Genomic DNA, 12,976 nt, shown 5'->3' with positions numbered 1-12,976 from the left:
TCCTAAAATCTTCTTTTAAAAGACAAGGTTTTATAAAAAAATGATAAAATAGGTAGTGAGCTCGTTTTGAAATATTTTCCAAGCGAGAGTTAATGACACTATTCTTTGAAGGAGTTAATATGGATATCAAAGAAAAAAAATTTTCCCGTAGTTGGTTTTTTCATTGGTTTTTAGATAATAAAGCAATTACAGTTTTATTAGTTACCTTATTAATAGGACTAAACATTTTTTTGCTTAGCAAAATTAGTTTTATTTTTACACCGATTATTGGATTTATTCAGACAATCATGTTGCCTGTCATTCTTGCTGGGCTACTTTATTATTTGTTAAATCCAATTGTAGATATTTTAGAAAAACATAAGATAAATCGCTTACTTGCGATTAGTATCGTTTTTGTATTGATTGCCTTTTTATTGGTTTGGGGACTAGCGGTTGCAATTCCCAGTCTTGTGAACCAAGTGACTAGCTTTGTGGATCATTTACCTCGTTATATGAACCAACTAGAGACATCGGTCAACCAGATTTTAGCTAATAAACTTTTTGAGCAGTATCGACCAAATATTTCTCAATGGATGGATAAATTAAGTACTGATTTGACAACCTTTTTAAGCGAATTTTCTAGTGGATTAGTAAATTGGGCATCCAACTTTATTAGTGCTGCTTCACAAATCATTGTAGCAATCATTATCATGCCATTTATCCTCTTTTATCTTTTGCGAGATGGCAAGCATTTACGTGATTATTTGACTCAATTTTTGCCAACGAAGTTTCGAAAATCAGTCGGCCAAGTGATGACAGATGTTAATATGCAACTTGCGAATTATGTTCGTGGTCAGGTAACGGTTGCGATCATTGTTGCTTTAATGTTTATTTTGTTCTTTAAATTGATTGGGCTACGTTATGCCATTACTTTAGGGGTGACGGCTGGTGTTTTGAACCTTGTTCCTTATCTAGGAAGTTTTCTAGCCATGCTACCAGCTTTAGTATTGGGAATGATTGCTGGACCTGTAATGTTAATTAAGGTTATTCTCGTATTTATCGTTGAGCAAACGATCGAAGGCCGATTTGTTTCTCCCCTTATCTTAGGTAGTCAGCTCAACATTCATCCTATTACGATCTTATTTGTATTGTTGACCTCTGGCTCTATGTTTGGGATTTGGGGAGTTCTTTTAGGAATTCCAATTTATGCATCAGCAAAAGTTATCATTGCAGCCATTTTTGATTGGTATAAAAAAGTTAGTGGTTTATACGAAGAAAGTTTTGAAGAAGGAGAGATAAGTGACAAATAGTGAACAAATGTTGCTAGCCCTTGAGGAGCAGGATTTGGAAAAAGCTGAATCTAGTCTAAATCGTGCCTTGCAAGAAGATGATGATTTGGTCCTTTGGGAGTTGGCTCAATATTTAGAAGGAATAGGTTTTTACCCTCAGGCTAAGCAAATTTTCAAGCAACTTTTGCCTCTTTTTCCAGAAGCTAACCTTAGTTTAGCTAGTATTGCAGCCGAAGATGGCGATATGGAGCTAGCTTTTGGGTACTTGGAGTGTATTTCACAAGAAAGTGATTTCTATTTAAATAGCTTGCTAATGAAGGCAGATTTTTATCAGATGGAAGGCTTAGCTGATGTTGCGAGAGAAAAATTAGTAGAAGCGGCTCAATTGTCAGATGACTCTCTAATCATTTTTGGTTTAGCCGAGATCGATTTTGAACTGGGAAATTTTCAAACAGCTATAAAAGAATATGCTAGTCTAGATAACAGAGAGATTTATGATGTAACAGGAATTTCAACTTATCAGAGAATAGGTGTTGCTTATGCCAGTCTAGGGAAATTTGAGGTGGCTATTGATTTCCTAGAAAAAGCAGTGGAACTCGAATTTGATGATGAAACAGTTTATGAATTAGCAACTCTTTTATATGACCAAGAGGAGTATCAGAGAGCGAATATTTATTTTAAACAGTTGGACACCATTTCTCCTGATTTTGAAGGATATGAGTATCCATATGCTCAGTCACTTCATGAGGAGCACTTGCTAGAAGAGGCACTAGCAATGATCAAAAAAGGGATAGCTAAGAACCCTTTTGACACCCATCTTTTATTGTTAGCATCGCAGTTTTCCTACGAGTTACATGATGAAGAAGCGGCAGAAAATTATTTGTTAGAAGCTGCTGAACAGGCAGAAGATATAGAAGAAATCGCATTACGCTTAACCAATCTTTATTTAGAACAAAAACGATTTGCAGAAGTTGTGGAGTTTGATAATCTTGAGTTAGACAATGTCCTAACAAAATGGAATATCGGTCGCAGTTATTATGCCCTAGAACAAGTAGAAAAAGCGAACAGTCTATATAAAGAGTTGCTAGAAGATTTAAAGGATAATCCTGAATTTCTAGAAAACTATATCTACCTTCTCAGAGAAAATGGACAACTTGAGGAGGCGAAAGTACAAGCAGAGCATTATCTAAGTATGGTGCCTGATGCGATTCATATACAGGAATTTCTAAATAGTATGTAGGATTTGTCAAGAAGTGCGTGTTGACGATTTATCTAATCAGTATTCTCTTCTTGATACTATTCTGTTATTCGTTGTTAAATTTGTTTGAGTTAAGAAGTTAAGTGGAGGAGTCTAGTAGACTTGCTACCCAAAAGAAAAGAAAGGCTATAAAAAAATGGAACCTGTTAAGTTGTTTCAATATAATACATTAGGTGCTCTTATGGCGGGCCTATATGGTGGTTCTTTTACTATCGGTGAACTTTTAGAGCATGGAGATTTGGGAATTGGGACTCTGGATTCAATCGATGGGGAGTTGATAGTGTTAGATGGTAAAGCCTACCAGGCTAAGGGGGCTGGAGATGTTCCTGAGGTTGTGGAAGTTGCAGCGGATGCCAAAGTTCCTTATGCTGCAGTAGTTCCCCATCAAGCGGAGGTCATTTTTCGACAACGGTTTGAAATGACTGATAAGGAGTTAGAGGAACGGATTGAGTCTTATTACGATGGAGAAAATTTGTTTCGTTCTATCAAAATTCATGGTGATTTTGCAAATATGCATGTACGCATGATTCCAAAATCGACATCAGAAACAAAATTTGCTGACGTGGCAACACATCAACCTGAATATCTCCGTGAAAATATTACAGGAACGATTGTTGGGTTTTGGACGCCAGAGATTTTTCATGGGGTTAGTGTAGCAGGTTACCACTTACACTTTATATCTGACGATCATAGTTTTGGGGGGCATGTTATGGATTTTGTGATCAAGGAAGGTATTGTTGAAGTGGGAGCAATTGACCAACTAGATCAGCGATTTCCTGTGCAAGATAGACAATATCTTTTTGCTAAGTTTAACGTTAATGAAGTTCGTCAGGATATCACTAAAGCAGAATAGGAGGTGGGAAATTGCTTTTAATAAATGCCAGCCCAAATAAGGATGGAAATAGCATGAAGCTAGCTTCAAAATTCCTAGAAAAGCAAGACTATCAAGTCTTGCACTTGGTAGATTATCAGATTCATCAATACAGTCAAATTGGGGAACAAGATGAATTTTTTAAGGTATACGAATTATTTGCACAAGCAGATCAAGTAGTCTTTACTAGTCCAATCTATTGGTGGACTTTTTCTGGACTTCTGAAAACATTTATGGATCGCATTGCAGATGTTCCTTATCCGCCGAAGGAATTAAGGAAAAAGAAAATTTATTTATTGGTGCAAGGATCACAGCCGAGTGATGAACTGCCGGGCTTAGATTATAGTTTTAAACGATTTTGTCGTAACTATGGGATGAACTATCAAGGAATGGTAGTGACTAACTATGAACTAGAAGATATCGAGAACTGGGAGTTATTCACCCTCCAGGAAAAGTTGTAGTAAAAATGAGGCTGGGACAAAAGTCCTAGCCTCTCAATTGTTTTTGGATTGTCGAGCAAGACGCAGTGGTTGAGTGGGCTCTACCACGCTGATTTCATCAGCTTTTACAGCCCTACTCAACTGTGCGGAGGTGGGACGACGAAATCGAATTCTAACGAATTACCGATTTCTGTCCCACTCTCTTATTTTTCTATTTTCATGGATTTTATTTTTTCAACATCTGGTGTAACACGAAGTGTTTTTTGTCCCGTGTAAGTAACAAATCCGGGTTTTCCACCTGTCGGTTTATTGAGCCTACGGGTTTCAATCATATCAACTTGAACAAGGTTAGACAATCTGGCTTTAGAGAAAAAGGCAGCAAGTTCAGCAGCATCCGTCTTGACTTCATCGCTCGGATTTAGGTTTCCGATAATCACGACATGACTTCCAGGGATATCTTTAGCATGGAACCATAATTCATCTTTCTTAGCAATCTTGAAGGTGAGTTCTTCGTTTTGGAGATTATTTCGTCCAACTAAAATGAGGGTTTTTCCATCAGTTGCCATATATTTTTCAGGTTTTTGTCGTTTTTGAATTTTTTCGCGATGGCGTCTTTTGATAAATCCAGTCTGAATTAACTCTTCTCTAATTTCAGCAATCTCAGCTAGACTTGCTTGAGACAAAGCAGTCTCTACACTATCTAAGTAGAGAATGGTTTCCTTGGTCTCGGCAATTAAACTAGTCAAATGTTTAACAGCCTCCTTTAGTTTTTGATAGCGTTTAAAGTAACGCTGGGCATTTTGGTTTGGAGTTAGTGCTTTATCAAGGGAAATTGTAATTTTGTCATTTGTATAATAATTATCTAGCACAACCTGATTTTGGTCATTTGGAACCTGATGTAGAAAGGTAGTTAGTAATTCTCCCTTTTGTCGGAATTCTTCAGCATTCTCTGTTGCAAGTAGCTCGTCTTCTTGTTTTTGCAGTTTCTTCCGATTTTTTTCTAGTTCGCTATCGACGCGACGGATGAGTTCAGATGCTTGTTGCTGTACACGGTCTCGCTCTGCTTTTTCAACATAGTAGTAATCAAGTAAATCGGATAGGCTGGAAAATTCTTGTTCTTGGGAATCTGAAAAAGTAATAGCTGAAAAAGATTTCTCAGTTAAGCAAGGAGAGAGACTTTCTGCAAAAAAAGAACGAAAATTTTTTAATCGATCATTTACTAGATGGTTAGCTAGTTCCATTGCAGTGTCCCGTCCCAATCCCATAAAAAGTTTTTGTAGATTCTTTGCTTGCAACTCTTCAGTTTGCAAGATTTCGAATAGGGGTTCATCTGAAATATTAAAGGGATTGACTGCTTGTGTTTGTGGTGGTAGCAAGTAGTTAGAACCTGGTAAAATAGTCCGATAACTATTTTGTGAGAAGCCGACATGCTTAATTGCTTCAATAATTTTATTTGTCGTTTTATCTAGCAGGATAATGTTACTGTGTTTCCCCATAATTTCAATTACAAGAGTCACTGCAACAGTATCTCCAATCTCATCTTTATTTGAAACTGAGATTTCAAGGATTCGATCATTTTCTATCTGTTGGATAGATTCGATAATGGCACCTTGCAGGTACTTACGCAATACCATGATAAAAGTGTTTGGAAAGGCTGGATTTTCAAAGTTCGTTTGGGTCAGTTGGATTCGACCAAATACTGGATGAGATGAGATAAGCAATTTCTGATTTTTACGATTACTTCGAATTTGTAAAACGAGTTCTTGATCAAAAGGTTGGTTGATTTTTTGGATACGACCATTAAGTAATTCATGCTGTAGTTCATCTACCATATGGTGTAAAAAAAAGCCGTCAAATGACATGTCCTTGTTACTCTCTTTCTGGAAGTTCTGTTAATATTATACCAAAAAAGGCTTAAAATGGGAAATTCACTTTTTGTGCGAAGGAAAGGGAATCCCTATCCACTTTATTATTTTCATAAAAATTTCTTTTACACTTTCTTTACCGTCTGAATTATGGTAAAATAGAGACTGAAAATATAGAAAAAAGAGGTATGTGAAATGTCACGTAAACCGTTTATCGCTGGTAACTGGAAAATGAATAAAAATCCGCAAGAGGCTCAAGCTTTTGTGGAAGCTTTAGTAGGTAAATTGCCATCTTCAGACCTTGTTGAAGCAGCAATTGCTGCTCCTGCAGTTGATTTGAATGCTTTGCTTTGGTTTGCAAAAGATTCAGAATTGAAAGTTGCAGCTCAAAACTGCTATTTTGAGAATGAAGGTGCCTTCACTGGTGAAACTTCTCCAAAAGTATTGTCAGAAATGGGTGTTAACTACGTTGTTATTGGTCACTCAGAACGTCGTGATTACTTCCATGAAACTGACGAAGACATCAACAAAAAAGCAAAAGCAATCTTTGCAAATGGTTTACTTCCAATCATCTGTTGTGGTGAAAGCCTTGAAACTTACGAAGCTGGTAAAGCGGCTGAATTCGTAGGTGCTCAAGTATCTGCTGCTTTGGCAGGTTTGACTACAGAACAAGTAGCTGCATCTGTTATTGCCTACGAGCCAATCTGGGCGATCGGTACTGGTAAATCAGCTTCACAAGACGACGCACAAAAAATGTGTAAAGTGGTGCGTGACGTTGTCGCTGCTGACTTTGGTCAAGAAGTTGCTGACAAAGTACGTGTTCAATACGGTGGATCAGTTAAACCTGAAAACGTTGCTGAATACATGGCTTGTCCAGACGTTGATGGAGCTCTTGTAGGTGGTGCATCACTTGAAGCAGAAAGCTTCTTGGCACTTTTGGACTTCGTTAAATAATAAAGATTCAAAAAAAGCGAGCATGGAGAAAATTCCGTGCTCGTTTTGTATTTTACTAGTTCAGTTGATGACGACCTTTGCTTTATTTAATGGAAACAGTGAGACATAGTTTATACTTATGCGAGGTAAGGTAGTTGGAGAGCGATAGAAAAAGAAGAGACTATAAAAATGGGTTGAAGTTTTTTTCGTGAGAAATAGTAGTTTCGGGACCGTGTCCAGGGTAAGCAGTATAGTGCTTAGGTAGTGTAAGTAGTTGTGTTTTGATACTATGAAGTAATTGTTCCATGTTGCCAGTTGGAAGGTCCGTGCGTCCAATTGTCTCTCGAAAGAGTGCATCACCAGTGAGGACCATATCTGCATCCGGAAAGACGAATGAAACTCCACCAATGGAATGTCCGGGTGTTGGAAGCACTTGGAAGTGGAAACCGTCTATATGATAGTCTTGCTTTAGATAAAAAATCTCTTCAGCAGGATGAGCAATAATATCTTCCATATCATCGTGTCGTGGTAAACCAGAGAGATTATCTACAGGGGTGTAGAGCCAACTTGCTTCGGGTTCTGATACATATACTGGGGGGTGACCGAAATGACGACGAACAGCCTCGAGACTCATGATATGGTCATAATGTGTATGGGTCAACAGAATAGCAGAAATAGGTTTTGCTAAGGTGATTAACTTATTTTGAATTGTATTGAAATCACTGCCTGGATCAATAACCAGCAGGTAGTTGTCGTTTTCAATAATATAGGTATTTTCATAGGCAACAGGGTTGATAATTTTATGAATGTTCATGTTACTAACCTCTTTTTATACTAGCATAGCAAAAAATATTTGAAAATGCATCGTTTTGCTTGAAAAAGAAGAATTTTTTTGAGAAAAGGAAATTCTTCTTTTTCTTTCTTATCTGTGCAAAAGTAAGGGGTCTATGGTATAATTTTCATATTATGACACAGAATAACAATCGATATGCGGTAGTGGATTTAGAGGCTACCAGCCCTGGAAGCAATGCAAAAATTATACAGGTAGGAATTGTGATTATCGAGAAAGGAGAGATAAAAACTACTTATGAAACGGATGTCAATCCTCATGAACCGCTAAGTAGTCATATTAAAGAGTTGACAGGCTTGACGGATGAACGATTGGCAGAAGCTCCTGAATTTTCTCAGGTAGCTCGTGATATTTATCATCTCATTTCAGACTGTATATTTGTTGCACATAATGTGAAATTTGATGCAGATTTATTGGCAGAAGCTCTTTTTTGGGAAGGGTTTGAACTTTTGAGTCCACGTGTAGATACTGTAGAGTTAGCACAAGTTTTCTATCCAAACTTAGAAAGATTTAATCTCTCTGTTTTATCTGAAAATCTAGGTCTTGATCTTAGTCGGGCCCATACAGCTTTATCAGATGCTCAAGCTACGGCACAGCTTTTTTTAAAAATTCAAGATAAAATTAGAGGGTTGCCTGCTCCTTTGGTTGAATCAATTTTGGAACTTTCAGATCATTTACTTTATGAGACACGACTTGCGATAGAAGAAGTTTTTATCGATATGTCACAATTTTCATCTAAAGACTTGATAGAAACACAGGGAATCTTTATCAAAAAAACTAAAGAGTCATCAAAAGCTTTCCATTTATCAAAGAATTTTGATAAAAACATGGCCTTGTTAGGATTGAAAGTTCGAGATCAGCAAGCAGTTTTTGCAGATTTTGTAGAAAAAGCATTAAAAGAACATCAAATATCTTTTTTACAGGCACAAACTGGTCTTGGAAAAACGTATGCTTACCTCTTATCAGCTTTAGTTCACTCAGATAAAAAAATTCTTATCTCAGTTCCAACCAAAATTTTACAAGATCAATTGCTTCATCAAGAGGGACGAAACATACAAGAAACTTTTCATACAACTTTTCACAGTCTTAAGGGGCCGCGTAACTACATTAAGCTAGAAAAATTTTATTCTTTGTTACAAGGTATGGATGAAAATCGTCTTTTAAATCGTTTTAAATTGCTTCTTTTGGTTTGGTTAACTGAAACGGAAACAGGTGATTTATCAGAAATAGGTCAACTACAGCGTTATGAAGCTTTTCTACCTTATATTCAGCATGACGGAGAATTGAGCAAAAAGTCTCTATTTTATGCCGAGGACTTTTGGAGAATTGGTCAAGAAAAGGCCAATTCTGCACGCGTAATTGTAACGAATCATGCTTATCTTCTGACACGTTTAGAGGATGATAAAACATTGATTGCAGATCGATTATTGATTGTAGATGAAGCTCAAAAACTCATATCTGCTCTCGAATCGTTCAGTCGCAAGAGACTGAATCTGAATAAATTGTTACAGGAAATTCATCAGGAATATCAGCAAAGTTCCACCATTCTTAATCGTCGCTTACTAGAGAGTATTCAGTTTGAAATCAATTCGATGTTAGAAGATTATCAACTGGTGGGAGAAAAAGGGTTAAATCAGGTGAGCATTGAGCGGATGCGTCAGGATGTACTGGAATTATCCCTTCCTTGTCTTATGGAATTAAAAGATGCCTTGTCATCTAAATTTTCGAATTGGTGGTTGGAAGAAGAACGATTTGATCACCATCGTACGATTTGGTTTCATGCTTCTAGGGTTGATATCCTCCCGTTTACTAGTTTCTTGCCGAAAGATAGCCAAGTCTTGTTTCTCTCTGCGACTTTAGATATTAGTTCTCGTGTATCGATTGCAGATCTGTTAGGTTTTGAACAGGCAGTATATTATCGGTTAGAAGAAGAACAGAGAAATAATCAACAGATTTATGTGGATAAAGATTTTCCAAGTATAACCCAATTGAGTCTGGAAGATTATGCGACTCATATCATTGATAGATTGGAAAGGTTAAAATCTTTAAATTATCCTATTCTGGTTCTTTTTACAGCCAAAGACTTGTTGTATGAAGTATCTGATAGATTAACACTGTCACATTTAGCTCAAGGGAAAAATGGTGATGCGAGCAATCTAAAGAAACGTTTCGAACGAGGAGAAAGTCAGATTTTACTAGGAATGGGATCCTTTTGGGAAGGGGTTGATTTTTTACAATCGGACCGTTTTATCGAGGTTATCACACGTCTTCCATTTGATAATCCTAAGGATCCTTTTTTAAAAAAAATAACAGATCGGTTTATTAAGGAAGGGAAAAATTCTTTCTATGATTATAGCCTACCGATGATGATTATGAAGTTACGTCAAGCTATGGGACGCATTCAAAGAAGAACAGACCAATTTTCGGCTGTAATTATCTTAGATAAGCGAGTTTTCAATAAAAAATATGGCCGACAAATCAAAGAACAACTAGCCAAACAGGCAGAGGTTAAGAAAGACGGTTTTGAAGGTATTTTATTATCTGTAAAGAAATTTTTAGAGAGGTGAAATGGATGAATGGAAAGTTTGGGGGAATTTTACTTTCTTTTTTTGGAGCAGGAGTGGCAATTTTTCTGGGAGAGCTTTTTCCTTTTTTAGGATTTAGTATTTTTGCATTGCTTTTAGGGATTGCTGTGAGACGCTTTATAAGGATACCAGAATGGCTATCAACTGGCCTGAATCAGGTGGGAAAGAATGGATTGCAGTATAGTATTCTATTTTTAGGATTTACCTTATCATTTTCTCAAGTATCAGCAATTGGCTTGTCTTCATTAAAACTTTCTCTCTTTACAATTTTTATCGCCTTTGTGACAGCTTATTTTTTGGTAGAAAATTAGGGGTAAAGAAAAATATTGCACTCTTGATTGGGTTTGGAACTGCGATTTGCGGTGGTTCTGCTATTGCAGCAGCTAGTCCAATTCTAGAGGCAAAAGAAGAAGAAGTAGCCTTGTCTATCTCAACAATTTTCTTTTTTAATATAGTAGCTTTACTCCTTTTTCCATTTTTAGGTCATCTTTTTCAAATGCCTGATCTCGTTTTTGGCACTTGGGCTGGGACAGCTATCAATGATACTTCTTCAGTTGTCGCAGCGGGGTATAGTTTTAGCCAAAAAGCAGGCGACATGGCAACGATTGTCAAATTATCTCGTGCTTTAATGATTGTGCCAGCTTGCTTACTTTTTGTATTCTATCGCTTTCAAAAGGAGAAAGGAGTAAAGACACAGCTTCGGATTACGAAGATTGTCCCATGGTTTATTCTTTGGTTTTCTTTGGCCTCTTTGCTTTCTAGCCTAGGTATCTTTCCAAAAGAAATGATTCCATATGCAAAACTATTTTCTCAATGGCTGATGGCGATGGCTTTATTTGCTATTGGAACGAAAGTTTCCTTTGAGCAATTTTATAGAACTGGTCTAGCACCACTTTTAACAGGTTTTCTTGCTTGGCTAGCAGTCAGTTTAGTTAGTTTTTTCCTTATTTGGTGAGGACGGAGTGATTCGCTATGCTATCACTTGTGAAGGAGGATATATGAACAATCTACGACGGATCATGGATAATCGCGTGGATTATAGTGTAATTTTACCTGTATTTTTATTATTAATAGTTGGGATGGTATCTATTTATATTGCTGTTAATCACGACTATCCCCAAAATTTTATCCCAATTATTGGACAACAACTAGCATGGATTATTTTAGGAATATTTGTAAGTCTCCTTGTTATGTTGTTTAGTAGGAATTTCTTATGGAGAGTTACCCCTTATTTGTATTTATTGGGTTTGACGTTAATGGTTTTGCCTCTCTTCTTTTATAGCCCTAGTTTAGTGGCTTCGACTGGTTCTAAAAACTGGGTAACCATTGGTTCAGTAACTTTGTTCCAACCTTCTGAGTTTATGAAGATTGTTTACATTCTCATGCTTTCTCGTTGTCTCGTTTTACTACCGGATAGCTATTTTGAAAAAAATAGGAGGGGAATGAAAGATTTTATATTGATTGGTCGAGCTATGCTACATACCTTTCCCGTTATGATTTTACTGATTCTTCAAAAAGATTTTGGGACTTCACTTGTCTTTTGGGCTATTTTTTCAGGAGTTCTTTTTCTGTCTGGTATCTCTTGGAGAATCATTGTACCAATACTGGTAGTGGCCGGAGGAGCTTTGACAGGTTTTTTACTGATTTTTTCATTTGAAAATGGTCGTGGTTTTTTGCATCGTCTTGGTATGCCTACTTATCAAATCAATCGAATTTTAGCTTGGCTTAACCCTTTTGATTATGCACAAACAACAGCTTATCAACAAGCTCAAGGGCAGATAGCTGTTGGCAGTGGTGGCTTATTGGGACAAGGTTTTAATCAATCGAATCTCTTGATTCCTGTTCGAGAGAGTGATATGATTTTTACAGTGATAGCAGAGAATTTTGGTTTTATAGGGGCAATTTTTCTTATCTTTTTGTATCTTCTATTACTTTATCGTATAGTAGTGGTCACAGTTCTATCCAAAGATTCCTTTTATACCTATATTTCAACTGGAATTATCATGATGCTAGTGTTTCATATTTTTGAGAATATTGGTGCAGTCACTGGGATTTTACCTTTAACAGGGATTCCTTTACCTTTTATTTCACAAGGAGGTTCCTCTATCGTGACGAATTTGATTGCTGTGGGATTGATTTTATCAATGAGTTATCAGAATTCACTTAAGGAAGAGAGAGAAAATCCTCAACCGCAAAAACGGAAAAAATTATTTTAAGAAAGAGTATTTAGGAGGTTAGTATGAAAAAAGTAGCCCTTTTGTTAGCGACAGGTTTCGAGGAGATAGAAGCTCTCACAGTGGTGGATGTTCTTCGCCGCGCATCTATTTCTTGTGATATGATTGGTTTTGAAAATGAGGTGACAGGCTCTCATGGTATTTGTATTCAAGTTGATCGGTTATTTGAAGTTGGTCTTCATGATTATGATATGTTAGTTTTGCCTGGAGGGATGCCAGGGGCGACCAATTTAAGGGATAATCCTCGAGTTATTGAAACTTTGAAACAATTTGAGTTAGAAGAAAAGTATATCGCTGCTATCTGCGCAGCTCCAATCGTTTTAGATCAGGCAGGTATTTTAAAAGGCAAGTCCTTTACCTGTTATGATAGTGTTAAGGAGCAAATTAGTGACGGTATTTATCAAAAAGAGACGGTTGTGAAAGATAGAAAACTCATCACTAGTCGTGGCCCTGCGACAGCTCTAGCATTTAGTTATGAGCTGGTTACGACACTAGGAGGAGATGCGGAGTCGTTAAGAGATGCCATGCTTTATCGTGATGTTTTTGGTGATTGTTTAAACCATCGTCCTTAAAAGTTATTTTATCTCTCGGTTAGATAGTGTCACCTCTGTCTCAACTTTTCATTTTTCCATAAGATAAATTGTAAAATATAGTGCAACAAAAAAACTCATA

General features: G+C 36.9%; 10 protein-coding genes and 1 pseudogene. 9 read left to right on the top strand and 2 right to left on the bottom strand.

Annotated features, from left to right (window positions below; genetic code table 11):
- Positions 1–119: 119 nt before the first annotated feature.
- The 4 genes from STRDD10_RS05740 to STRDD10_RS05725 all read left to right on the top strand — a co-directional run bounded on the left by STRDD10_RS05740 (position 120) and on the right by STRDD10_RS05725 (position 3,858).
- Complete coding sequence (locus STRDD10_RS05740; RefSeq protein ID WP_067193862.1) at positions 120–1,289, top strand: AI-2E family transporter; 1,170 nt, start codon at positions 120–122, stop codon at positions 1,287–1,289.
- Complete coding sequence (locus STRDD10_RS05735) at positions 1,279–2,508, top strand: tetratricopeptide repeat protein (RefSeq protein WP_067193860.1); 1,230 nt, start codon at positions 1,279–1,281, stop codon at positions 2,506–2,508. Before STRDD10_RS05740 ends, STRDD10_RS05735 begins: the two co-directional genes overlap by 11 nt.
- A gap of 154 nt (positions 2,509–2,662) precedes the next feature.
- Positions 2,663–3,379, top strand: a complete 717-nt coding sequence (budA, locus tag STRDD10_RS05730; protein ID WP_067193859.1) for an acetolactate decarboxylase — start codon at positions 2,663–2,665, stop codon at positions 3,377–3,379.
- Between the two features lie 11 nt (positions 3,380–3,390).
- The gene (locus STRDD10_RS05725) at positions 3,391–3,858 is read left to right on the top strand and encodes a flavodoxin family protein (protein WP_231853380.1); all 468 of its coding nucleotides are present in this window, start codon (positions 3,391–3,393) and stop codon (positions 3,856–3,858) included.
- 182 nt (positions 3,859–4,040) lie between these two features.
- On the opposite strand, the gene STRDD10_RS05720 is transcribed toward STRDD10_RS05725, so the two are convergent.
- Entirely contained in the window at positions 4,041–5,699 is a 1,659-nt protein-coding gene (locus tag STRDD10_RS05720; protein ID WP_067193857.1) for an Rqc2 family fibronectin-binding protein, read from the bottom strand.
- Positions 5,700–5,897: 198 nt separating this feature from the next.
- On the opposite strand from STRDD10_RS05720, the gene tpiA reads away from it, so the two are divergent.
- Positions 5,898–6,656 (top strand): triose-phosphate isomerase, encoded by a 759-nt coding sequence (tpiA, locus tag STRDD10_RS05715; protein ID WP_067193855.1) that lies wholly within the window; start codon positions 5,898–5,900, stop codon positions 6,654–6,656.
- 160 nt (positions 6,657–6,816) lie between these two features.
- Here the strand turns inward: tpiA and STRDD10_RS05710 are convergent, their stop codons facing one another.
- Entirely contained in the window at positions 6,817–7,449 is a 633-nt protein-coding gene (locus tag STRDD10_RS05710; protein ID WP_067193853.1) for an MBL fold metallo-hydrolase, read from the bottom strand.
- A 152-nt stretch (positions 7,450–7,601) separates the two neighbouring features.
- Between STRDD10_RS05710 and STRDD10_RS05705 the strand changes: the two genes are divergently transcribed.
- The 4 genes and pseudogenes from STRDD10_RS05705 (at position 7,602) to STRDD10_RS05690 (ending at position 12,876) form a co-directional block, all read left to right on the top strand.
- On the top strand, positions 7,602–10,052 hold the full coding sequence (locus STRDD10_RS05705) for a bifunctional DnaQ family exonuclease/ATP-dependent helicase (RefSeq protein WP_067193852.1): 2,451 nt from the start codon (positions 7,602–7,604) through the stop codon (positions 10,050–10,052).
- 5 nt (positions 10,053–10,057) lie between these two features.
- Positions 10,058–11,025 (top strand): annotated as a pseudogene (locus STRDD10_RS05700) (YeiH family protein).
- Positions 11,026–11,068: 43 nt separating this feature from the next.
- Positions 11,069–12,286 (top strand): FtsW/RodA/SpoVE family cell cycle protein, encoded by a 1,218-nt coding sequence (locus STRDD10_RS05695; RefSeq protein ID WP_067193850.1) that lies wholly within the window; start codon positions 11,069–11,071, stop codon positions 12,284–12,286.
- A gap of 23 nt (positions 12,287–12,309) precedes the next feature.
- Positions 12,310–12,876, top strand: coding sequence for a DJ-1 family glyoxalase III (locus STRDD10_RS05690; protein WP_067193848.1), 567 nt, complete (start codon positions 12,310–12,312; stop codon positions 12,874–12,876).
- The last annotated feature ends 100 nt before the right edge of the window (positions 12,877–12,976 follow it).

The organism is Streptococcus sp. DD10, assembly GCF_001578805.1.
Taxonomy (GTDB): domain Bacteria; phylum Bacillota; class Bacilli; order Lactobacillales; family Streptococcaceae; genus Streptococcus.
Note: the sequence above shows the minus strand (reverse complement) of the source record. Positions and strands in the feature narration are given on the sequence as shown.